At 68.0% G+C, this 21830-nt stretch carries 21 protein-coding genes; 4 read left to right on the forward strand and 17 right to left on the reverse strand.

Features of this window, described 5'->3' with window-relative positions; genetic code table 11:
* Positions 1–229: 229 nt before the first annotated feature.
* The 15 genes from HOV91_RS32420 to HOV91_RS32490 form a co-directional block, all read right to left on the reverse strand.
* Positions 230–895, reverse strand: a complete 666-nt coding sequence (locus tag HOV91_RS32420; protein WP_157227883.1) for a GNAT family N-acetyltransferase — start codon at positions 893–895, stop codon at positions 230–232.
* 32 nt (positions 896–927) lie between these two features.
* Entirely contained in the window at positions 928–1785 is an 858-nt protein-coding gene (locus HOV91_RS32425; RefSeq protein WP_051047466.1) for an MBL fold metallo-hydrolase, read from the reverse strand.
* Positions 1786–1951: 166 nt separating this feature from the next.
* The gene (locus HOV91_RS32430; protein ID WP_157227885.1) at positions 1952–2869 is read right to left on the reverse strand and encodes a hypothetical protein; all 918 of its coding nucleotides are present in this window, start codon (positions 2867–2869) and stop codon (positions 1952–1954) included.
* A complete protein-coding gene (locus tag HOV91_RS32435) occupies positions 2866–3771 on the reverse strand; it encodes a hypothetical protein (protein WP_043738518.1) in 906 nt (301 codons plus the stop codon). Before HOV91_RS32435 ends, HOV91_RS32430 begins: the two co-directional genes overlap by 4 nt.
* Entirely contained in the window at positions 3768–4673 is a 906-nt protein-coding gene (locus tag HOV91_RS32440; protein WP_051047467.1) for a DUF4913 domain-containing protein, read from the reverse strand. Before HOV91_RS32440 ends, HOV91_RS32435 begins: the two co-directional genes overlap by 4 nt.
* Entirely contained in the window at positions 4670–6541 is a 1872-nt protein-coding gene (locus HOV91_RS32445) for a type IV secretory system conjugative DNA transfer family protein (RefSeq protein ID WP_051047468.1), read from the reverse strand. Before HOV91_RS32445 ends, HOV91_RS32440 begins: the two co-directional genes overlap by 4 nt.
* A 49-nt stretch (positions 6542–6590) precedes the next feature.
* Positions 6591–7589, reverse strand: coding sequence for a hypothetical protein (locus tag HOV91_RS32450; RefSeq protein WP_043738521.1), 999 nt, complete (start codon positions 7587–7589; stop codon positions 6591–6593).
* A gap of 182 nt (positions 7590–7771) precedes the next feature.
* Positions 7772–8758, reverse strand: coding sequence for a hypothetical protein (locus tag HOV91_RS32455; RefSeq protein ID WP_157227887.1), 987 nt, complete (start codon positions 8756–8758; stop codon positions 7772–7774).
* A 13-nt stretch (positions 8759–8771) separates the two neighbouring features.
* Positions 8772–9428: a hypothetical protein gene (locus HOV91_RS32460; RefSeq protein ID WP_043738526.1), complete on the reverse strand. Its 657-nt coding sequence runs from the start codon at positions 9426–9428 to the stop codon at positions 8772–8774.
* A gap of 65 nt (positions 9429–9493) precedes the next feature.
* Positions 9494–10375, reverse strand: a complete 882-nt coding sequence (locus tag HOV91_RS32465; RefSeq protein WP_043738527.1) for a hypothetical protein — start codon at positions 10373–10375, stop codon at positions 9494–9496.
* 19 nt (positions 10376–10394) lie between these two features.
* Positions 10395–11354, reverse strand: coding sequence for a hypothetical protein (locus HOV91_RS32470; RefSeq protein ID WP_043738528.1), 960 nt, complete (start codon positions 11352–11354; stop codon positions 10395–10397).
* Positions 11351–11893, reverse strand: coding sequence for a hypothetical protein (locus HOV91_RS32475; RefSeq protein WP_043738529.1), 543 nt, complete (start codon positions 11891–11893; stop codon positions 11351–11353). Before HOV91_RS32475 ends, HOV91_RS32470 begins: the two co-directional genes overlap by 4 nt.
* Positions 11890–12573 (reverse strand): hypothetical protein, encoded by a 684-nt coding sequence (locus tag HOV91_RS32480; RefSeq protein WP_157227889.1) that lies wholly within the window; start codon positions 12571–12573, stop codon positions 11890–11892. Before HOV91_RS32480 ends, HOV91_RS32475 begins: the two co-directional genes overlap by 4 nt.
* A 167-nt stretch (positions 12574–12740) precedes the next feature.
* On the reverse strand, positions 12741–13850 hold the full coding sequence (locus tag HOV91_RS32485; protein WP_245560544.1) for a C40 family peptidase: 1110 nt from the start codon (positions 13848–13850) through the stop codon (positions 12741–12743).
* A gap of 9 nt (positions 13851–13859) precedes the next feature.
* Entirely contained in the window at positions 13860–15563 is a 1704-nt protein-coding gene (locus HOV91_RS32490) for a putative type IV secretion/conjugal transfer ATPase (protein ID WP_086007615.1), read from the reverse strand.
* A gap of 176 nt (positions 15564–15739) precedes the next feature.
* Between HOV91_RS32490 and HOV91_RS32495 the strand changes: the two genes are divergently transcribed.
* The 4 genes from HOV91_RS32495 to HOV91_RS32510 all read left to right on the forward strand — a co-directional run bounded on the left by HOV91_RS32495 (position 15740) and on the right by HOV91_RS32510 (position 19867).
* The gene (locus HOV91_RS32495) at positions 15740–16813 is read left to right on the forward strand and encodes a tyrosine-type recombinase/integrase (RefSeq protein WP_043738532.1); all 1074 of its coding nucleotides are present in this window, start codon (positions 15740–15742) and stop codon (positions 16811–16813) included.
* Positions 16814–17143: a helix-turn-helix domain-containing protein gene (locus HOV91_RS32500; protein WP_043738534.1), complete on the forward strand. Its 330-nt coding sequence runs from the start codon at positions 16814–16816 to the stop codon at positions 17141–17143.
* Positions 17144–17245: 102 nt separating this feature from the next.
* Entirely contained in the window at positions 17246–18772 is a 1527-nt protein-coding gene (locus HOV91_RS32505; protein WP_051047488.1) for a tyrosine-type recombinase/integrase, read from the forward strand.
* 72 nt (positions 18773–18844) lie between these two features.
* On the forward strand, positions 18845–19867 hold the full coding sequence (locus tag HOV91_RS32510; RefSeq protein WP_157227891.1) for a hypothetical protein: 1023 nt from the start codon (positions 18845–18847) through the stop codon (positions 19865–19867).
* A 260-nt stretch (positions 19868–20127) separates the two neighbouring features.
* Here HOV91_RS32510 and HOV91_RS32515 read toward each other — a convergent pair whose 3' ends face one another.
* Positions 20128–21600: an SCO6880 family protein gene (locus HOV91_RS32515; protein ID WP_043738536.1), complete on the reverse strand. Its 1473-nt coding sequence runs from the start codon at positions 21598–21600 to the stop codon at positions 20128–20130.
* Positions 21597–21722, reverse strand: coding sequence for a hypothetical protein (locus HOV91_RS40645; protein ID WP_281371048.1), 126 nt, complete (start codon positions 21720–21722; stop codon positions 21597–21599). Before HOV91_RS40645 ends, HOV91_RS32515 begins: the two co-directional genes overlap by 4 nt.
* Positions 21723–21830: the final 108 nt, after the last annotated feature.

Below are 21830 nucleotides of genomic sequence, written 5' to 3' on the forward strand. Positions count from 1 at the left end.
CCAGCTCCTCAGCCGACGCCTCGGCCTTCTTCTTCGCCACGGCATCAAGTGTCGTCATCACGGCACCTTCCCGCTGACCATCCGATCAGCGAATCAGGCCGGAAACACCCTTAGATCCACAGTCCCCCGTGGAGAAGGCGGCCGGTCGGTGCCGACTGGCCGACGACGCGGTTGCGCGGGGCGGATCTCTCGTGTGCCCGGCAATCGCGCCGTCGCGCCGCGTGCGAGTTCAGCGGAGGTTGTGGGTGAAGAACCGGTCTTCGCTGGAGGTGTTGATGGTCAGGTCGATTCCGGCGAGTTTGCCGAAATCGATGGCGGCGCCGGGGGTGTGGACGGTGAGTCCACAGCCGTGATAGAAGCTCAACAACCGCGGTGTGTTGGGGAACTGTCCGTAGAGCACGTGGGCTTTCAGGGCTCGCGAGGATCGGATGGCGCTGTTCACCAGGGCTGCTCCCGCGCCGGTTCGTCGATGCTGTTCATCGACGGCCAAGACCTGGATCTCGCTGGTGCGCAGCAGCGCGAGGAGTAGGTGGTCGGGGCTGGTGGCGATGACGCGGGTGAGCAGCCATAGGGTGGGCCCGCTGAGGATGCCTCCGGCCAGTTGGCCGTCGACCACGGCGACCGAGGCACTGGTGCGGGTGGCAGCGGCGGCGGGCACGCCGTGGCTGTCGAGGGTCCGGCGCAGTGTGGCTCGGGTGGTGACGAGGTCGCTGCCGAGCAGTCCGTCCTGGTGGAACCCGAGCAGGTACTCGACCAAGAAGTCCGGATCCCCGACGCCGCTCATCGCGGCCCAGCGTACGAACTGGTGCAGTTCGGCTTCGCTGTCGATATCGCGCACGGCGATGCGGGGATCCGGTCGGTCGGTGTTGACGGTGGTGGGTCGGTATTGGGTCATGGTGTCGTCCTTCATCGGTGTGGTGGCGGGCGCTATTCGGGCTGCCAGTGGTTGGTGTGCTCGTGGGTGACGAGGCGGCCGAACTGGATGTCGGCGAAATGCATGCCGAACCCGCGGGTGTGCGGCTCGGCGAGTTCACGCAGAAGCCGGGCGGCGGAGTCCCGCGACTGTGCGTGGTCGTCGTCAACGGCGGTGGTCAGGTGCGGGTGGGTGATCTGGACGGGGGTGGTGAGGGCGTCGCCGAACACGATCAGCCGCTCGCCGAGGCTGCTGAGTAGGTAGCTGGTGTGGCCGAGGCTGTGTCCCGGTGTGGGTAGGGCACGCACGCCGGGGAAGAACTCACTGTCGGGGACGGGACGGATCTGGGTGGCGAAGGTGGCCAGTACTTCCGGGGGTGTGCCGTCGGCGATGGCGAGGTCGCGCATGTCCCATTCGGTGGTGCTGACCAGTACCGGGATTCCGGCGAAGACGTTGATGGTGGTGTCGGTATGGGCTTGCCACAGCCAGCCGATGTGGTCCATGTGCAGGTGGGTGAGAGCGACAAGTTCGATGTCGTTGACCGATTTCCCGGCGGCGGCGAGGCTGTCGATCAGTTGCCCGCCGCGCAGTTGTCCTACCGGGGTGGGCACGGCCAGCGGCCCGAATCCGGCGTCGATGAGCATGGCGCGGTTGCCGTATTCGATGAGCAGCGCGCCCACGCTGGCCACGAGGTAGCCGTCGGGATCGAGCAAGGCGGTGAACTGACGCCACACGTGTTCGTCGGCGTCGGGCAGCCAGCGCCGGGCATCCAGCAGCGCCACGCCGTCGGGCAGGTAGGTGACGCGAAGGTGGCCGAAGACTTGGCGGCGAAGTCCGGCCGGTCGGGTGAGTCGATCGTTGGTGACGGACACGGTGGGTTCTCCTTCTGATGTTCGAGACCTGTTGTCTCGGTGCGGGATCGGCCGACTGCGTCGTCGGCGGTTGTGGCGGTTGTCGGGGCCGGGCGGGTCGTGTCTGCCGCGAGGGCGGGTCACGTCTGCTCCTGTGCTGGTTGCGGGCGCGCCGATGTCGGACAGATCACGGGTCGGGTCCGGACTCCGTCGCGACCTGGTGGTCGGCGAACTGGTCCACGACGGGGTCGTGGTCGCGTTCTCGCTCGGTGCCCTGGTCGGGGTCGGTGTCGGTGACGGCTGCGGCGACCGCAGCGGCGATGTCGTCGGCGGGGTCGGTGGGCAGCGTGCTGGACAGACCGGTCCGGGCCTGTTCGAGCCAGTCCGTGGGAGCGGGAAACGCGGCGTTGGTGGTGTCGCGTTCGGGCGCCTTGGTGAGCTTTCGGCGCGCGGTGTCGCCGAAGGCGGCGCCCGTGTAGGCGTGCCACAGGGTGTCGAGGTCGTCGAGGGTGAGATCCCGGTAGATGCTCAGGCGCTGGTCGAGGCCAGCGGCGGCGGCATCGGTGATGCGTTCGCGCTGGGATGTGGGCATACCGATCGCTGCGGCGGTGACGACGGCGCGCTGCCAGACCGTGTGCATGTTGCGACGGAACTGGTGTTCGGCGACCGAGTTCGGGTCGATGCTGATCTGGTGGTGGGTCAGCAGGTGCTGGCGCACCGCGGAGACCGCGGCCATGTCGGCGAGCAGATGGGTGTCGGAGGCGACCCGGTTGCGGTTTCCGCGCGCAGGTGTCGAGGGCGAAGGCGGGGGCAGGATCTGTGCCGGGGTCCAGGGCTGTCGGGAGAATCCGAGTCGCCGGGCGAGGTCCACCCATTCGGTGGGGACGCCGTTGCCCCGGACCGTGATTTCGAGCAGGCCCCGCTCGCGGTCGGCCTGATCGATCTGTTGTTGCCGGCCCAGCCGCTCGGTGACCGACGCCCCTGCGGTGTTCTGCAGATGGTGCAGGCGGGCGCTTTCGGCGGCGAGCTCATGGATGCGCCGCAGTCCCTGCGCGTGGTCGGCGGGGATATCGCGCACCCGCACAGGCATCGCGACCCCGCTCACCACGGACTCCCCTCCGCGCTCAGGAATACCGGTTCCCCACCGGCGTGTTCGGAAACCCACGGTTCATCGGGGGACGGTGCGTCGCTGAACAGCACCTCGGTGCTCGGCGATTGCTGGTCGGGTTCGGGGATCGCCGCGTCCAGCGCCGCGCGAAGCTCGGTGTCGCGCGCGGGAACGAGCTGCGCGTGGACCGGTCCCAATTCGTCGGCGATCGCGGTCCGCAGGGCCGCAGGGGCGGGCAGCGCGGGGCTGGTGTTGACGGCGATCCTGGCGTCGGTGGCCAGCGCGGTGGCTTGCCCGGCCCAGGCGCGGGTGTCGGTGTCGGCGGCGGCGTGCCAGCGGTGCCGGATCTGTTCGGCGGGCAGTCCGTCGAGCGTGGCGGCGGCCGAGCGTGCCCAGTCGTCGAGTTCGCCCCACAACTGGGTTCCTTGATCGGCGGTCAGTCCCAGCAGATTCGCGACACCGGCGGTGCGCATGTGCAGGGCGGTCAGGTTGGTGCGCAGGCTCGCCGACGCGCCGCCTGGGTCGTGGGCGTGCAGCTGCCGGTGGGCGGTATCGAGTGCTTCCCATTCCTGGATCCGGGCCACATCCCCGGTGAGATCGCCGAGGATCCGGTCCCAGTCTGTCGGGCCGGGGGTCACCAGATACAGATCCGCGCGCCATCCGATCCCGCGCTCGCCGCGCGCCTGGGCCTGGTCGAGCCATTCGCTCGGTAGTCCCCCTGCGGTGGCGGCGGCGATCAGGTCCGCGCGCCCGATGGCGTGGTGCTGGTAGGTGCCGAACCACTCCTGCGTCGGTGAGCGGTCGAATCCTTCGGCCTCGGCGAGCATGGCGGCGATGGCGCGACTGCGGTTCTGGACGGCCTTGAGCACCCGTGTCTGGACTCGGGAGGGCGTGATCACGACAGCTCCTCCTCGTCCTCGCCGGGAGCGAGGGCTCGGAAATCGGGCCCGAATCCCAGCCGTTCGATCGCCGGCCGCGCGCCGGGCGCGCCGAACCAGTTACGGGGTACGCGGCTGGCGGCCAGTCCGGGCAGCTCGACGTGGTCGCTGGGTGTGCAGCGGTGCAGCGGCCCGTTGGCGGCGTCGAGGACCAGGCGCATGGTCGGATCGATCTGACGGGTGAACAGCGACGACATCGCGGTCTTGTCGGTGGAGATGACCGCGGCCTCGAACGCCGCGTGCAGCAGCGCGAACCGAACTGCGACGCTGTGGTGTTCCCACCAGCGGGTGCACCAGGTGTAGGTGCCCTCGCGATGCTGGGCGGCGATGCGTACCGAGGTCACCGGTAGCAGCCACTGCTGCACCCAGAGTCCGTAGTTGGTGAACCGCGGTGGCGGCTTCTTCTTCTCGGAGTCGGTGTTCTTCGTCGAGCCGGTACCGGTCTCGGTGGGTGCGACTTGTTCCGCGCGGTCGGTGGGCGGGATGCGTTCGGGGGGAACGGGTTCGAACGGCAGCGATGGTGTCTTGACGTGGTCGGTCGGGGTGCAGCGGTGCAGGGGTCCTTTGGCGGCGTCGAGTATGACGCGGAAATGGGGGTCGACGTGGCCGGTGACGAATCCGCTGGCGCCGGGGCCACGGGAGGCTTCGAACGCGGTGTGCAAGAAGGCGATGCGGACCGCGACGGGGCGGTGTGCCCACCATTGCTCACACCAGGTGTAGGTGTTCTCGCGTTGGCCGCCGGAGATCCGGACGCTGATCAAGGGCAGCAGCCATTTCTCGGCGAAGGCGACGAAGTGGGGATAGGAGGGTTTGCGGGCCTGCGCTGGTTTGGCGGCTGGTGCCGTCGGGTTCGTGGCGTTCATGACCGTTGCCCTTCGGCGTCCGGACCGTCGTCTGCGTCGTCGGGTTTCTCGGGTACGACGAGGGCGACGGGCTGGCTGTCGGTGGCGAATTGCTTCAGCGATCGGTGGATCAGCGGTGCGTATTCGGTGTCCTGCCACCAGGTTTTGGATACGAGGACTGGTCCGTGTCCGGGCAGCCGGACCAGGGCGCGGTCTTTGGGGAGCGCGGCGAGCTGGGAGACCTCGAGGATGGGTTCGGCGCGCCACGACAGCGTGCGGTTGGTGCCGCCTTGGCCGCGGCTGCGGGAGCGGTCGGCGACATCGTGCTGTCCGGCCATCTGTGACCAGTGCTGGAGGTAGTCGACCGCGGCGATTCCGCCGCCGTAGACCTCGATCGACTGGGCGCGCATCGTCTTGAGTCCGTTGGCGCCCCACAGGTCTTCGCCCTGTTCGAGAACTTGCAGGATGGTCATCAAGATGATTCCGCAGCCCCCCGAATAGGTGTAGTAACTGGGGAGTTCGCTGATGCGGGCGCAGTTGGCGGCCTCGTCGAGCACACCGAGCAGCGGCACCGCCAGCCTGCCGTCGGGCCGGGCGCGCGCGGCGCTCAGTGCGGCCTCGATGATCTGCCCGACCAGCGCCGAGGTCAGCGGGGTCGCCCCGTCGGGTCCGGCCATGCTCAGCGCGTACACGGTGTCGGTGGATTCGACGAAATCGACCGGCTTGAACTCCGGCAACTCGTGCGTGCGGGGCTGGGCCGTGTTCTCGATCACGACACCCGCTTTGCCTTCACGCACCCGCAGATGAGTGCGTGAAGGCGGGGTCACCATCCGCGCGTAGTCGGCGTCGGCCAAGACGTTCAGAAACCTTCTGGCCATGTCGTAGAGCCCGTCTCTTTGGCGGGAGTAGAGGGCCTGGGACTCGCGGATACGTTCGGCGGGACGGCGCTGGCCGTGGGCATTCAGGATCAGTGCCGGGGTGGGATCCTGATCCTTGCCCAGCCATTCGGCCACGTGCAGCAGATCCCCGCCCGCGCGGGCGGCGGCGAGTATGTAGAGGGCGAGTAGTTCTTGGGCGCCGCCATCGAAGTAACTGTCCACCTTGGCATTCGCGGCTTGGGCGGCGGTTCCCGAGGATGCGGAGACGAAGAACCCGGCCAGTTTGCGTGCCGCCGGCAAGCCTGTGACCTGTGTCAGCAAATTCACCCAGAACCCGCAGGTCGGTGTTCCGGTGACCCCTTGCAGGTCCGAGAGCCAGATATCGCCCGCCTCTTGCCGTCCGGCGAGGGTGTGGCGGTAGAGATCGGGTTTGTTCGAGGTGGCCAGGCACGGCCCCCACGCGGCGAGGACCGCCGGGATGGCCCAGGCCATGGTCTTGCCGGTGCGGGTACCCGCCGCGATCGTCACCCCCAACTCGGCGGGCACGAACAGCTCGACCCCGCCGACGACCGTTCGGCCCAGGGGCGGGCCTTTGAGTTCTTGGACGTCCTCGGGTGCGTCGGCCAGCAACCGCCGGTTGGCCGCCGCGTTGTCGCCGGCGCGTGCGATACGGATCTGGCTGGGGCGCTGCATGGTCCGTGCGGCGCTGTCGATCTCGTGCGGTGTGCGCAGCAGTCGCCATCCGGCGACGAGCGCGCCCGCTTCGAGGCCGTAGAGCGCGACGGCCACGAGCGTGGCCTGCCACGGCCAGCTCGCTTTGCCGAGCGCGACGGCCAGCAGCGCGGCGGCCGGGTTCCCGGTGACCGGCAATCCGGCCCACCACCGGCCCAGCGACAGCGCCGCCCAGGCGGTGAGCGCCACCGCGACCGCCGCAACGAACAGCATCAGGATCGTGGTCTCTTCCCCGATCCCGCTCTTGGTCCGTCGACGGGTCTCCCGTGTCGAGATCATGCGCGCACTCCTCGATCGGTTTTCGATATCTGTTGGTGGACAGTCGTTTTCACAGCGACACCTCGATGTCTCGGGACGGGTCGGGCTCGGTATCGAGGTCGGGCTCGGGCCCGGCGCCGGGTGTGTCGACCGGGTCGGCGGGGATGGCGGCCGAGACTGCCGCGCCGATGCGGTCGGCGGCGGTCGCATCGGGTTCGGTGGTGGTGTGGGCGTAGGTGCCGTCGCGTCCGGCGAGGTAGGCGAGGTCGATCTGGTCTTGAGTGGCCCCGGCCCGTGCCGCCTCCGCGCGGGCGTCGCGGGTCTGGGCCAGCAGCTCGTCCAGGCGCTCGATGAGGTCCTGGTCGTGGCTGGGCACGCCGGCGAAGCGGGTGCTGGTGCGGGTGTGCTCGGCCGACAGGTCCTGGACCCGCCGCAGTGCCGCTTGCCGCTCGACGCTGCGTTGGTCTGCGCCGGTATCGAGGTCGCCGTCGCGTTCTTCGGCGTCGAGCAGCTCGTCGGTGGAAGCGATGAGCGCGTCGACTTCCTTCAGCGAGATCTCGGGTCCACGTCCGCCGAGTGCGCGGTCCACCCGGCTCGTCGGGCGCAGCTCGATCACTTTCGCCCGGTCCTGGGGGCGTGAGCGTGCGCTGTCCTGTACCGATCCGGTGATGCCGGGTTCGATGCGTCCGGTCAGGATCGCGGTCTGGCGCAGGGTGCGCCAGGTCAGGTCGTCGACGAGCTGATCACCTGTGGCATGTGCTTGTGCGAGGCGGTCGTAGGCGGCGCGCGTGGTTTCCGGCCGGGCCAGCCAGGCAGCGGTGCTGGCGTCCAATTGCATCCACAGCCGGGCGAATTCGGTGTGACCGGCACCGGTCCACCGCTCGGCCAGCATCTGGGCTTGGGCGGTCAATTCGGCGACTTGATCGGATGTTTCGCCGAACGGCGCGATTTCGCGGAGGTTGTGGTAGAGGGCGAAATCGGCGCGCAGTTGGGCTTCACGCTCGTCGGCGGCGTCGTGGTAGTAGCCGGGATCGGTGGGCGATCCGGGGTGCGAGTCGGGCCAGCTCATCAGCGCCTGCCCGCGGTGTGGTCACGGTGTCGCGGTGTTCGGTGGTGTGGTGCTTGCGGGATGGACATCGGCAGCCTCCGAAACAGAGAGGAGGAAGAATCGGTGTCCCCGGTGGCGGGTTCGATGTCGCGGCCAGTACCCGTGACCGACGGCATCGACGAAACGCAGGGTCTGTCAGGTGGTCAGGGGTCGGTGCCGTAGTCGTGGCGATATCCGCCGTCACTGTCCGGATCCGGTCCGAGGTCGGGGTCGATGGCGAGGCCGGTGTCCTCGGCGGGCAGCTCATCGTCCACGGCAGCGGAGATGGCGCCGAGCGCGGTGGTGGTGTCGGCGGCGACGTCGGTGTCGGCTAATGCGGCGTTGATGAATTCGGCGCGCAGTGTCGCCGCGGCGGCGGCGATCATCTGTTGCGGTGTCGGTGGCAGCGTGTGCGCGCCGACGATTGGGGTGCCTGTGGCGGGGTCGGTCGGAACGTAGGGCGGTACCGACAGTTCGGTGCTGGGTTTGGTGTAGGAGTGCCATGCTCGGGCCACACTGAGTTCGTCGCGGATTTCCAGCCGTACGGCGTGATCACGCCGGTAGGGTTCGGCAGCGTCGCCCCACAACATGTCGGCCTCGTCCTCGGTGATCTGCGCGGCGTGTGCCAGCGCGACCACCCGTTCGTGACGTAGCTCCATGTTCTGGGCGAACTGCTTTTCCGACATCGGGTTCTTGCCGTAGCTCCAGCGGCCGGTCGCGACGCGGTCGTCACGTTCGGCCGCCAACGCGGCCATCCGCTCCAAATGCCACAGGTCCAGCCCGAGCATGCCGACGAAGAATCCTTGGGCGGCGTTGTCGCGCCAGGGCATCGAATCCAATCTCGACAGGGCATCCACACGGGGCCGGGCACTGTTCTCGCCGAGCGCGACCGCGTCGTCGATCCATTCCTGCCGCACACCCGCCGAGAGCGCGGTCTGCTCAGTGCGCTCTCGCTCGGCGGACAGGGCGTCGAGGTGTTGCCGCCAAGCCGATTCGGCGTCACCGCCGGAATCCAGCGGTTCGAACCCTTCCCAGCCTGCACCGAGGATTCGGGTGTGCTCGCCGGTGAGCAGCCGGATCTGGGAGAGCAGCTGGGCTTGCCACTGCACGACCGATTCGCGGGATCCTGGCGCCGGGGGCGGAGTCGTCATGATCGCCACCCGCTCACAGCTCGACCCCGCCGGTCGGCCCGTTATCCGGCGGGTGATCGGGTGGTTCGAGCCACCGATCCGTGCTCGCCGCCACCAGCCGCGACCAGCCGAGGTCGTCACGTCCCCAGAGTTGATCGCGTTCGGCCAGGGTCAGTTCGGCGAGCGCCGCGACGGAGTCGACGCGTTCCCACAGCAGGTCCATGTTGATCAGGTACTGCTGGTGACCGGCGCTGTCGGTCGGGTTGCCGACCTCGCGTTCTTCGCGCGCGATGGCGATGGCAGCCATGTGTTCCAACGTCCAGATGTCCTCGGCGATCGCCGCAATCATCTGCGCGCGGACCGGGTCGTCGCCGTGGCGGGTTGTCGGTGGGTCGGTCACGGCCTCGCCCCACCGTCGGCCCGCCTTGCCGTTTTCCACCGCCGCGGCGATCGCCGTGGGCGGGATTCCGGGGGTGTCGGTGCGCACGATCAATTCCCGCTGTTCGGCCTTGAGGTCGCGCAGGTGCGCTTGCCAGGATTGGATCGCGATGTCACGGCGTCCGAAGCCGGTGCCGTATTCGGGATATCCCCGATACAGCAACCGCGCGTCCTCGACGCCACGCTCTTGGATCCGCGCGAGCAGCCCGGCTTTCCAGCTCGCCAAGTCCCCGAGATCATCGGTTCGACTCATCTGCCTTCTCCTTCCTATTCGAGGTTGTGGCACAACGGTTTTCGGTTGCATCGCTGTAGCTGCCGTCATGGTTCGGCTCCGTCGCTCGGATCGGGGTAGGAGGGCAGGGAAATCTGTTCGCCCGCCGCGGTGGAGTCCGGGTCGGCGAGGGCCGCGCCGGGCTCGGGTGAGGGCTCTACCGCGGTGGCGATCGCAGCGGCCGTGCGGGCGATGGCGGGGTCGGGAATGTGGCGTTCGTCGAGCAGGGCGAGGGCTTCGGTGACCTCGGTGACCATGTCGTCGGGCGAGGTCGGCATCGCCGCGTGGGCGTCGGCGGCGGTGATCCCGGCCGCTTGCAGCACGACCACCGGGATGGTCGCCGCGCTGAAGTCAGCGGTGACGATCCGGTTCCAGTCCTGTGCCAGCGACTTCAAGTCGGTGTCGCGGAGTCGCTCGGCGACCGCAGTGGACCAGTGGCGCTCGCCGCGGGCCCAGACCTGGTGTCGTTCTTCGGTCGTCAACCCCAGGGCGTGGGAGATCGCGCCCAGACGCTGCCAGGTCATGCCCATGATCCGGCGGAAGCGGGCGGTGACCTCGGCGTCGACGCCACGGTGGGTGAAGACCGCGCCGATACCGGACATGTCCTGCAAGCCGCGAACGTCTCGGCCCAGCGCGGTGATCAGCACTGAGCGTTCGACGCGCCCGGATCCGAGCATCTGCCGGCCCGGCTGCCACCGTTCGCCGCGTTGCCCGGATGCGCGGGCGTAGTCGATCCACGCGTGCGGTACCCCGATTCCGAGGGCGACCTGTTCGAGTTGGTCCAGGCAGCGCTGCCCGATTCCCCACTGTTCGTCGGTGGCGGCGGGTTCGCCGGTCTCGGTCGGGCGCGGGCGGTGGCGCTCGTTGTCCAACGACAGGTTCTGGATGCCCTTGAGCAGGTGGGCCTGCAGCGCGGTCGGGCTGTCCATCACCGACTCCTCGACCCGGTCACAGCTCCCACTCCGGTTCTGGACCGAACTGCTCGGTCGTGGGATCGATGCCTGGTGCGTCCTCGGGCAGCGGTTCCTCACCGGTGCCGCTACCGACCGCGGCGTCCACGGCGTCGGCGACCGCCGATGCCATCGGCAGATCAGGCTCGGGCGCGGGATCGATCAGTTCGTCGACCGCGTGTGCGAGGCGGGTCTCGGCGGTCAGGTTTTCGGTCAGTCGCTGCCACGCATCCGGTGCCACCGAATCCGGGTACTCGGGTTCGGTGGATGCGGTGGGGTCGGTGACGCCGAGGTCGTCGCCGCCGGGTTGGTCGGGCTCGATGTCGAAGAATTCGACGTCGATCACGGCGTCGGCGTCGGCAGCCGGGAGGGAGGGAGCGTCGATGACCTCGGTGACGTTGTGGCCGGTGTCCTCGGCGAAGCGCTGGTCGTATGCGTCGGCGTCGCGCTCGTGTTCCTCGGACAGGTCCCGGTTGGCGTCGGCGGCGGCGAACGCCGCCGTTGATGCCGCAGTCTCACCGTCGGTGCCTTGGCTGGTGAGGGTGTCGGTGAAACCGGCTGCGCGCTTACGGATTCCGATCAGCAGTTGCTTGTATTCGACGTCGAGGCTGTGGAGTTCGTCGGCGCGTTCGATGCGTCGCTTCGTTTCGGTTTGTGCGAGGGTGTGGGCTTCCTGGTTGTGGGTGGTGCGACCTTTGATTTCGGTGATGCGAGCTTCGTTGACCCGCCAGTCGGATGTCGATTTGTCGATCGCGGCGGCGACCCTCACGTTGTGCTCGCGGATCGAGCGCAGCTCGCGTTGATCGGCTTGTTCGACGCGCTGGAGGTGTTCGGTGCGGGATCGGCTATCGGTGCCGCGTCCGCGCATCAACGCCGCGGTGGTATGTGCGGTTTGCAGGGCTTGGACGAAGCCCTGACGCATCTGCTGGCCGCCCTCCTCGACCGGATCCCCGCTCACTGGGTCACCTGCAATCCGGACAGAAGCCATGGCATCTCGACGCTGCCGCGGGTCGCGGTGGCGTAAACCGCGAAGGCGCCAGGATCGGACTCGGGCGCGTCGATGTCGACGGTCACGACTCGGGCCACCCTGGTGGTGGTGTCGGGTGGGTGGTCATCGGCCAGTACTCGCGCGGTGGTCGCGACCTGCACACGGTCGTGGCGCCACTGCTGCCAGACGGCGGTGGTGACCGGCGCCCAGACCAGCGCGCTGGATGCGGCGCTCGCGGCGAACCGGTCCTCGAGCAACGCTCGTGCCGAGGCCAGCGCCTCGGTGGGGTCGGCCTGCTCACTGGGCCGGTAGCCGAAGATCGCGCCGAGCGCGGCGGTGAGTACCTGGTCGGCATCGCAGGGATCGACCTGATCGAACGGTGCGGTGAAACCTTTTGCGTAGCAGTTGTTCTGGGTAGTCGTAGAGCTGGCGGGAATTTGTGCGGCACATCCTGTCGCGCAGATCGCGACGGTGGCGATCCATGCCGCCGTTGTGCGTCGGCTGCTCATGACTGGTCCGGGTCGTGGTCGGGGTCGGTCAGCGACAGCAGGTCGCTGCCGCGCCATTCGACGCGGGGGGCGCTCGAGGCGCGGGCTGCCGGATTGCGGACGGGATCGGTGACGATCTCGAGCAACAGATTCGCGGCGAGGGCGGCGCGGTAGAGCCCGGCCAGATCGAGCCCGTGGCTGCGTGCGACGGTCAGGCGCAGGGCGGCGGCGTCGACATCCCACCGTCGGCACGTCTGCCCGGCGACCCGGATCGCCTGGAGTGCGGCGGATTCGGCGGCCTGCGCCGCGCTCTTGACCGTCGCGTCCGGCGGGTGGCGGTCGCGCCAGACGATCTCTCCGCCCGAGCGGATGACGGTGAAATGAGCACGGGTGCCCGCGCACCACAGCGCCAGTCGCGGACCGTGGACCGCGCGGACCGCGAAGATCGGGTCGGCGCCCTTCTGCGCGATGTTCAGCGCGCGCACGGCCTCGTAGTCGACCCCGGCCATCGAGCGCAGAACGCGGACGAATCGCTGAAATCCGGCCGGATCGTCGAGTCCGTGCTCGAGCGCGAAGCGCTCCAGGTCCAGGGCACGGGTGGTGCGGCGAAGCAGCGCGGTGTTGGTGGTGACCAGTAATTCAATATCGCGCATCGTCGTTCCCGCACCGGCGGCGGGGCGGTCTGTGGGGTTCTCACTCACGGTTCGACCTCCGTGTGTCGTTGTCTACGTGCTGTTTCCGGTTCTGCGGGGGCGTCGGCAGATGGGGCGGTGATCGCGGCCGGGGTATGGGTTCTCGCGGCATGCTGTGGGCCGTGCACCGGTGCGCAACGGGATCGACGCAAGATCCGGTGAGAAGACGCAATCGGTCATGACAACCCGGTCGATTCGCGGATTTCGTAGCGGCGTACGTCCATTCGCTCCCCCTCGAATCCGCTGAGGGCAGTGGTGGTCACCGTCTGTCCGGATTGGGGAGCGTGCAGGAGCTGGTCGCGTCCCTGATCGTCGGGCCCCAGATAGATCCCGACGTGATGGGAATCCGAGTCCCCTCGGGAGGTGAAGAAGATCAAATCGCCGGGCTGTCGTTGCGCGAACGGGACGACGACCGCGCTGGGATGGTCCTGCTGGGCTTGGGTGTAGTGCGGGAGCCGGATTCGGCCGCCGGAAGCGTGGTAGATCGCGTACAGGGTCAGTCCCGAGCAGTCCAGGCCACCGTTGGTCGGGCCGTTGATATCGCCGCCGCCCCACACATACGGGGTGCCGATCCAGCGGGAGGCGTGCTCGATCACCGCGCGCCCGAACGCGCTGGCCTCGGCGGGACTCAACACCGCCGCTGCCCCCGACCCACAGCCTGTGGGCGCCGCACCCGCCGAGGCGGGTGCGGTGCGGGGGTCGATGTCGGCGAAACGCTGATACAACTCGCGTGCGAGTTCGATCTGCCCGGCGTAGGCGTTGGGTGCCGATTGCTCGATGTGCTGGGCTAACTCCGCGGGTGAGAGCTGTTGCGCCAAGAGACCTGATTGTTCGGCGCGGTCGTAGAACCAGTTGATCTGGTAGCTCGATTGCATCAGCTTCGCGATGCCGACCGATCCCCACACGCTGGCCCGGAGTTGATGCGGGCCGACCGAGTCGTGGTCGTGGCCCAGCCCGTCGTTGGGATAGGTCAGCGATTCCGGCACCGACGGATTCGCCAGATTCCGGAACCCGGACTCCGTGGCTTGGGCGGCGAGTTCGGCGATGATCACCGATTCGGGCATCCGGCGTTGTTTGCCGATCACGACCCCGTCGCGCGCGAGCCGCAGCTGCGCTTCGCTCAACCCCGCGACCGTTTGCCCGGTCGGCCCGCCCGCTCCGGCGGCCAGCGGTGTGGCGCAGGAGGTGGGTGGATCGGCTGCGATCACCCCGAGTAGCAACACCAGCAGCGTGATCGGTAGTAGGATCGCTGCGGCGGCGGTCGTTTTCGAGGTCGCGTTCATCATCGTCGCCGGTCATCGCCTTGTCGCCTCGCTGTCCAGATCGAAACGTTGATTCGTGTTGTGGACCTGGCTCGCCCGTTCGGTCGGGGTGAAGGTCATGCGGAAGGCCACACCCGGCTCGGCCGCTTCACCGGTCTTGAGGAGGAAACATCCTGTGCCGGGCGGTGTTTCGCGCTGTCCGGGGTCGAGGTCGTCGTCGGTAGGTGGGCGTGGCGCGGCCCAGGAGGTGACGAGGAGTTTCTCGGTGTCGGTGATGCCGACGGCGGCGCGGATGCGGTCGATCTCTTCCGGGCCGACCGGGCCGATGATCTTGGCGCGGGCGCGTTCGAAGAACCCGAGCGCTTTGGCTTGTGCCGCAGCGGAATCGAAGGCGGCGAGGTCTTTGATGGTGTGGCTGCACATGATCAGCCCGGTGCCCAAAGTCCTGTTCAGGCGCGTCAGGGCGTCGACGCGGTCGACCATGAATTCCCCGACCCCGAGGACGCGCCAGATCTCGTCCATCACCACTTCGAAGGTGCGCGGCGGGGCGAGTCCGGCATCGGAGAGGGCGTGCGCGGCTGCAACGGCACCGAAGCCCTCGCTCCAGCACACCATCAGCACCGCGGCCAGCAGTTTGGTGTCACCTTCGGGGATCCGTGAGACATCCACGCACACCGCCGGGCTCGCCAGGTCCAGCCGCGTGGTGGTGGGGCCGTTGAAGATCGCCCCGAACGGCCCCTCCACCAGGGCACGCAAGGAACGACGCAGGGTCTTGGTGGAGGCGCGATAGCTGGTTTCGTCGTCCTCTTCGGCGAAGCGCATCATCCGGTCGCCGCCGGTGGAGATCACCGCGAGCAGGTCCTCGATCAGCGGTGGCCGCTCGTGGGTGAAATCGTTGGCGGCGCTGTAGAGTTCGCGCAGTCCTGCGGCGATGAGGACTTCTTCGTAGTCGGCGACGCGGGAGCCGCGGACGAGTTCGATCAGGCCGGCGACGATGTTGACCTGTCCGGCTTCGACCCGTGCGGTGACCTGGCGGCGCTGGTCGAGGTCGGTGAGCCGGTCCACGATCGCCCCGAGCGCTCCGACGTCGAGGGGGTTGAGGGTGCCGTGCCCGTAGCCGACGTCGACGACCTGTCCGCCCAGGCGCAGCACGAGGTCGCGGTAGTCGGGTTTGGTGTCGCCCATGCACAGCACGGTCTCCCCCGCCGCGACCGCTCCGGTCACCATGCGCCGGATGAGGGAGGATTTGCCGAATCCGTTGAGTGCCAGCACGAATGCGATCGGTGCGGTGATGAATCCTTTGAGGAACCAGCTCATCGGGTCGAAGTGGACCGGTGCGCCGGTGATGTAGTGCGAGCCGACCGGGGTGCCGACGGTGGGTGCGCTGGCGCCGACGGAGAAGGGCCAGAGTCCGGCGACTTGGACGGTGGTGGCGCGCCATTCCGGGGTGGTGGGGACGACGGCGGCCCGGCCGCCGCCCGGCCCGCGGTATCCGCGGTCGGTGAGCTGCGCCAGCGATCGGTCGAAGCCATCTCCGGCACCCGCGTTCTCGGTGCGGCGGGCGGCGGTGGCCCGGCGATGATCATCGCTCGATATCGCCAGCCGCGCCCACCAGCCCCGGATCCCGGGCCGGGCGGCAGCGGCTTCGGTCGCCGCCCGCGCGGTCGCGGTGAGCACCCGCACCCCCGCGACGGTCTCGCTGCGCCGCCGATCACGGTGGTTGCTGTTGCCGGTCATGCGAGCTCCCCATCACTCGGGTTCGACCGGTGGTGGGCGGAGGTCATGCACCGCAGATCAGGGGCGTTGACCGTAATTCGTGTAGTGATCGGCTTATTGAGGTTGTTTCGGCTTTTCTGAAGTAGTGTCATGGTTCTCGACCTCTTTCCACGTCGGGTGAAGGCGAGGTGTGTGGGTTGGGAGTCACGGCGGTCCGGGATCTGCGGTCGGTTCGGCCGGCGGCCTCGGCCGAGGAGTTGGAGCGGTTCGAGACCGATGTGCTGGCCGAGTTCGTGCTCGCGCGCTCGGCAGCGGGGCTGACCGATGCAACGATCCGGGGTGACCTGAGCAATCTCGAACAGATCCGGTCGTGGTTCGGTCGCCCGTTGTGGGAGATGGAGCCGCCGGACGCGGACACCTACTTCGGGAGGGAGCTGCGCGGGTCGCCGAGCGGCACGAGGTTGGCCCGTTGTGCGGCGTTGTCGGTGTACTTCGAATTCCTCGAGCTTCGGCATAAGGTCGAGTTGCATGCGATGACCGGCCGGGTGGTGGAATGCCCGATCGATGAGATGAACCGCCCTCGCGGCCACAAGGACACCCGGGTGCGGATCCCACCTCAGCGCGAGGAGGTCCAGACCTTGTTCGCGGGATGGGCGCAGGAGCTGGCGACGTGCAGGAAGTTCGCACCGGCCGCCCGGAACTACACCGCGTCGCGTCTGATGGCCGATGTGGGGTTGCGGATCAACGAGGCTCGTCATCTCGATTTGGACGACATCCGGTGGGAGCTTGGGCATTTCGGCAAGCTCCATGTCCGGATCGGCAAGGGCGCGCGTGGGTCGGGACCGAGGCAGCGAATGGTGCCGTTGCTCAACGGCGCCGACCGCACCTTGCGCTGGTATGTCGAGGACGTGTGGGGACAGTTCGGCGACGATCACACCCGCCCGGGCGCACCTCTGCTGCCCACGGAACGCATCAGCGCGGACGGGTCGCGAAATCGCGTCGGTTACAACGCCTTGCGTCGCAGTTTGGCCGAGGCGACGCGGGCCCATCTGCCGACCTGGGTAGGGCGGATGTCGCCGCACGTGTTGCGCCACTACTGCGCCTCGCAGCTGTACTTGGACGGCGTGGACTTGATCTCGATCCAGGAGATGTATGGCCATGCCTGGGTGACCACCACGATGAAATACGTTCACGTGCACCGAAGCCGGATCGAGGACGCCTGGATCGCCGGTCAGCAACGCGTCGGTACGCGCTTGAAGGGACTGATGTGAATGCGCTGGAATCTGCGCTTGGCTGCTGCGAACCGCGGTATCTGGCAGGCATCGCAGATGCAGCGCCTGCTGGCCGAGCACGGCCTGGTCATTTCCGCGGGCAAGATGTCGCATCTGTGGTCGGGCCAGCCCGCCTCGATCAAGCTCGCCGATCTGGACGTGGTCTGCGCCGTGCTGGGCTGCGAAATCGGTGAACTGCTGATCCCGGAACCGGATTCGGTGCCCCGTCCCGACTCCGACAGCGACAACGATGTGCTGGCTGCGGCGGAACGACCTCGCCCCTGGGTGGTGCCCCGCCGCAGGGACGGGCGTTCGCTGCCGCCGACCTGAGCGATGGCCGCCCGGAATGGTGCCCGGCCACTGATCGCGCGCTCGGTGACCAGCTGCCTCGAATGTCTGGCATGGGGCCCGACCTATGCTCGGGGCCTGTGCATGGCCTGCTACAACTTCGCTGTCGGCTATCGCCGACCCGTCGGCGACTGTTCGGCTTGCCGCCGCCGGGTCCCGCTCAGAGGCAGCTACTGCCGCCTGTGCTGGTGCCAGGCCCGGCTCGACCGGGCCGCCACCGCCGAGAACGCCCGTGACAGAACCGTTCTCGCCCCATATGTAGCGAAAGTCCGCTACCATCAGCTGTTTCTGTCCGACCTCCATCAGCCCCACGCGCCGCCGCCGGCAACGCCGCGCCAACGCGGGGCCAAGGGACGTCGACCCAGACAAGCACCGCCGGTCGCGTCGCGCCCCAGTCTCGACTCCGCGCAGCTGCTGTTGTTGACAGACCTGCCCCGCACCTATCGGCGTGGCCGTGTCGATCTGAGATCGGATGCCGTGCCGGATAATCCGTGGCTGGCCTGGGCCCTGCACCTGTCGTGGACAGCGGCCGAGGCCCACGGCTTCGCCCCTAAAGTGCGCTGGGCACTCGATCGGAACCTGGTCATGCTGCTGGCCACCCACGCTGACGGCGACCTCGTGCGGGTCTCGCAGTTCCACCCGCTGATCTCCCGCCAGTGTGGCGGCGCGCTGGTCCACGTCATCGACATCTTGTCGGCGATGGGAATCCTCCTCGACGACCGACCCGCGGTGTTCGATACCTGGCTCGACGCCAAACTTGACGGTCTCGCCCCGGCGATCGCCCAGCAGGCTGAATGCTGGGTTCGCACCCTGCATGATGGCGGGCCCCGCCAGCACCGCCACACCCGCGCGAACGCGATGGCCTACTTCAACGGGGTGCGGCCCGGGCTGCAGGCATGGTCGGCTAGCCACGATCACCTGCGCGAGATCACTCGTGAGGAGGTCCTCGCCTATCTCGCCGATCTGGACGGTGAGCCGAGGATGCTCGCGTTGGGAGGGTTGCGGTCGTTGTTCGCGTGGGCCAAACGTAACGGCGTGGTCTTTCAGAACCCCTGCGCCGGCATCCGGCATGGACCACGAGTCCGACGGATCTGGCAGCCACTGTCCGACGACGAGATGGCTGCCGCGCTGCGCGCCGCCGACACTCCACAAGCACGTCTGTGCGTTGCCTTGGCCGCCATCTACGCCGCCCGGCCCGGACAAATCCGGGCGCTGCTGCTTGACGACGTGGACTTGGGCAACCGACGCATCACCATCGGCGGTCGCGACCTCCCGATCGACGAAGTCACCGCCACTGCACTGCGCGAATGGCTCGACCACCGACGCAGCCGCTGGCCACGCACCGCCAACCCGCACCTGCTCATCAGCAAGGAAACCGCACTGCGCACCGGACCGGTCAGCACGGCGTTCCTGCCGAACCTGCGCGGCATGACAGCGACCCTGGAACGCCTGCGCATCGACCGTAAACTCGAAGAAGCCCTCGCCTGCGGCGCGGACCCGCTGCATCTGTTGGTGATGTTTGGGATCACCGGCACCAACGCGGTTCGGTGGGCCACCAACGCCCGGCAACTGGCCGACCCCCACACCGCCGGCCCGACACGCTGGGTTTGAGTTCTTCTCTCTGGATGGGTGACTGGCTGGCTGATAAAGCCGAGAGGGAGTGCCGACATACAATGTTGGGCCATGGCCAAGCCACCGAAAGCGCCGCGACGTCCTACGGTTGTGCGTCTGTTTGCTGTATCGATGAACCGGTGCGCTTTCCCTGGTTGTCGCACACCGTTGATCAGTCCGACCGGTGTCGTTCTGGGGCGGGTGGCTCATATCAAGGCGCAGAGCGTGGGCGGTCCGCGGTATGACGCGAACCAAACCGCCGAAGAACGGCACGGTTTCGACAACCTGATACTGCTGTGTGCCGTTCACCATATTGAGATCGATGCCGATGGCAACCTTGACACCTACACGGTCGACCGGCTTCTCGAGATCAAACGGGCGCATGAGGAGGAAGGCGCTGCGTCGGGTCAACCAGTCGCTGAGCTTTCGGATGCAGCGATCAACGGCCTCATCATCCAGGGTGTTGTCAACGAGGCGAGCGTGCACATGGATTTCCGTCACGCCGTGTTCAAGGTTGGAGGCGAGGGCGGTCAACCACTCGGTGGCGGCGGCCAGGGCGGCGTGCTGACGATCGTTGGCGTGGCAAGTCTGCCACCGGACCTTGAGATCGAGTTGGACGGGAAGCCAGGCCAGTGCCCTGGTGGTGGAGGCGGGGGAGGCGGCGTCCTGCGGTTCGAGGGCAGACCCGTTACCGCGGCCGACTTGACCGACGGCGTAAGTGTTTCCAGCTTCTTCGCCGCCAACTCGACCAGTCTGCGCGACGGTCTGTTCAATGTGCTTGACGGGGGCTGTAGCTGGTATCCAAAACCTTTGCCGGAGCAGCCATTGAGGATTCCCGTGGTTATTGTGCTCGAATGTGGCACCGCTCAACGGAATGAGCTGCTTCGATTGAATATTGTCGTCGAGTCGCCTTCGGGTGTTGAGGGACCGCCCCAGCCAGTGGATGTTCGGGTGACGTATGCCGAAGGTGATCTCGTGCGGCGAGCCTGCGTCGTGCCGATAGCGTCGTTTTCGGTCGCAGACACCGGCAAATACATTCTGCGGGTTGAGTCCGAGGGTATCGCTATGGCCTCGTGCCCGATCGAGGTCCGCTGATGAATTCGCCCGATCGACTCTTGGAAGGAGAAGAGGCGGTTGTATCGAAGTCATGGAGCCACCTCTGAAATGAAGGCGGGAAGTCCGAGCTGGATTGTGGCTGGCCGGAGCCGGTTGGCTTCGAACCGCTTCGTGGGCAAGAACGACCCCCACACCGCCAGTCCGCCAGCTTCCACACCAACCTGAGCACCAATCCGCCCAGATGCCGGTGGAGAGCACTCGGGTTCCCCCTGAGAACACTTCAGTTTCCGTGAACCCGTTCACATCCTTACCCGCTTGGAGATCGAGGAGTGCTCGGGCAGGATCAACCCGATCCCCAGTGACGCGGCGAAGCTCGCGGCCTGGGAGCCGTAGCAGCGGCGCACGCTCAACCGGGACGCCGCGCTCATGGCCTTGACCGATGCCTCGATACCGGGCAAGTCACCGTCGAGGTGATCGGTGACCGTGACCAGCGCCCCGAAGCGGGTCAGGCCCGCGCCGCGGGCTTGTTCTTCGCGGGCGGCTTGGGTGTTGCCGACCCGGATACGCGCCGAAGCCGAGGCGATCCCGCGTTCGGTCTGTTCGGCGGCGATGGCGTCACGGAAATCGGAGTCCACGAGTGAGGTGGCTTCGGCGGCCGAGTGCAGCCGGTAGAACAGGGCCACGCGTTTGCGTGGCACGTCCGCGCGGGGGCGCAGTAGTTCCTCGAGAACGGTTTCCATGACCGCGCCGCGGGGGGCGGCGTCCATCTCCCAGGTGATCGAGCGGGCTCCGTCGTGGACGTAGTGATCCCAGCGATCGACGTGGGCGATCGGCCCGACCGAATCCCAGGACTGGGTCTCGAGCAGTGACGCGCCGGCGGCTTCGACGTCGCGTTGGGAGGCCAGGTCGTAACGGGTCCGCACCAGCGCCAGGACTTCCCACGCTTGGAGCGGGGTGGCGGGCAGGCCGGCGCGGGCGAGCTGAGACAGCACCCCTTGCAGGCGTTGCCCGATCTCGCGGGCCTGCTCGGCGTCGTCGCGGCGCACGCGGCCCTTGCCGATGGCGCGGTAGGTGATCGCGATCCGGGCCTCGATCCGCACACCGACTCCGCCGAGGTCGGCGGCGGCTTCGCGCATCACAGCCTGGGCGAACTCCGGGGCCTGCTCACGCACCAGCCGGGTGACCTCGCGGGCCTGGCGCAGCCGGGTCTCGACGACGTTGTCAAGAACTGCGGTGACCGCCACGACCTCGCCGCCGCGGCTCTGGGTCGCCAGGAAATGCCCGTACCCTTCGACCCAGGCATCGATCTGGGGTTGATCCACCAGCTCCTTGCCGCGCGGAACGACCCTCAGCACCACCGCGTAGTGGTCGCTGCGGCGGATGTGCAGCATCGCGAACCGGCGCCCGCCCGCCGTCTCGTACTCCGACAGGCTCGAATCCGCCAGCAGACCGGGCAGTTTCGCGATGCCAGGGATGCGGGCGAAGCGCCCGGCCCGATAGAGGTGTTCACCGCGGGCGCGGGCGGTGGCGAACTGGACGCGCAGCAGCGCAAGTTCCCAGCCGGTGCGGCCGTTGATCGTGACCGCCAAAGGTGCGAACACCGCCGCGGCCACGACCACCAGGACGGCGGCGACGCTGAGCGAGCGCGAGATCAGGAACCCGGCCATGATCGTGATCACCAGCCCGAGCCCGACCATCGACACACCCCACGTCAGGCCGAAGAAGCCTGCGCTGCGGGGGCGTTCCCACCGGCCGTACATCCGCGCGGTCATCGCCGCACCTCCGCCGGGGTCAGCGAATCGGGATTCCAGCCCCCGTCGGCAGCGTCGCGGGTCTGCGCCTCGACCGCGGCGACTCCCTGCTCGCCCGCGGCTTTGATCTGCTGCGCGGCCATCACCGCCGCACCGGCCGCACCGGCACCGGCAGCAGCCCCACCACCACCACCAGCAGCACCCCCGGACTCCGCTCCCGCTCCGGAGGACGGCTTCGCGTTCGGCGGGGT

It is taken from the genome of Nocardia barduliensis, from assembly GCF_013315795.1.
GTDB classification, from domain to species: domain Bacteria; phylum Actinomycetota; class Actinomycetes; order Mycobacteriales; family Mycobacteriaceae; genus Nocardia; species Nocardia barduliensis.

Excerpts from the sequence above, each read along its gene's own strand:
- HOV91_RS32465 (WP_043738527.1), bottom strand. The coding sequence starts at position 10,375 with ATGGACAGCCCGACCGCGCTGCAGGCCCACCTGCTCAAGGGCATCCAG.
- HOV91_RS32445 (WP_051047468.1), bottom strand. The coding sequence starts at position 6,541 with ATGATCTCGACACGGGAGACCCGTCGACGGACCAAGAGCGGGATCGGG.
- HOV91_RS32500 (WP_043738534.1), top strand. The coding sequence starts at position 16,814 with ATGCGCTGGAATCTGCGCTTGGCTGCTGCGAACCGCGGTATCTGGCAG.
- HOV91_RS32420 (WP_157227883.1), bottom strand. The coding sequence starts at position 895 with ATGACCCAATACCGACCCACCACCGTCAACACCGACCGACCGGATCCC.
- HOV91_RS32455 (WP_157227887.1), bottom strand. The coding sequence starts at position 8,758 with ATGACGACTCCGCCCCCGGCGCCAGGATCCCGCGAATCGGTCGTGCAG.
- HOV91_RS32485 (WP_245560544.1), bottom strand. The coding sequence starts at position 13,850 with ATGATGAACGCGACCTCGAAAACGACCGCCGCCGCAGCGATCCTACTA.
- HOV91_RS32460 (WP_043738526.1), bottom strand. The coding sequence starts at position 9,428 with ATGAGTCGAACCGATGATCTCGGGGACTTGGCGAGCTGGAAAGCCGGG.
- HOV91_RS32490 (WP_086007615.1), bottom strand. The coding sequence starts at position 15,563 with ATGACCGGCAACAGCAACCACCGTGATCGGCGGCGCAGCGAGACCGTC.
- HOV91_RS32450 (WP_043738521.1), bottom strand. The coding sequence starts at position 7,589 with ATGAGCTGGCCCGACTCGCACCCCGGATCGCCCACCGATCCCGGCTAC.
- HOV91_RS32505 (WP_051047488.1), top strand. The coding sequence starts at position 17,246 with ATGGCCTGCTACAACTTCGCTGTCGGCTATCGCCGACCCGTCGGCGAC.
- HOV91_RS32515 (WP_043738536.1), bottom strand. The coding sequence starts at position 21,600 with ATGACCGCGCGGATGTACGGCCGGTGGGAACGCCCCCGCAGCGCAGGC.
- HOV91_RS32475 (WP_043738529.1), bottom strand. The coding sequence starts at position 11,893 with ATGAGCAGCCGACGCACAACGGCGGCATGGATCGCCACCGTCGCGATC.
- HOV91_RS32440 (WP_051047467.1), bottom strand. The coding sequence starts at position 4,673 with ATGAACGCCACGAACCCGACGGCACCAGCCGCCAAACCAGCGCAGGCC.
- HOV91_RS32510 (WP_157227891.1), top strand. The coding sequence starts at position 18,845 with ATGGCCAAGCCACCGAAAGCGCCGCGACGTCCTACGGTTGTGCGTCTG.
- HOV91_RS40645 (WP_281371048.1), bottom strand. The coding sequence starts at position 21,722 with ATGGCCGCGCAGCAGATCAAAGCCGCGGGCGAGCAGGGAGTCGCCGCG.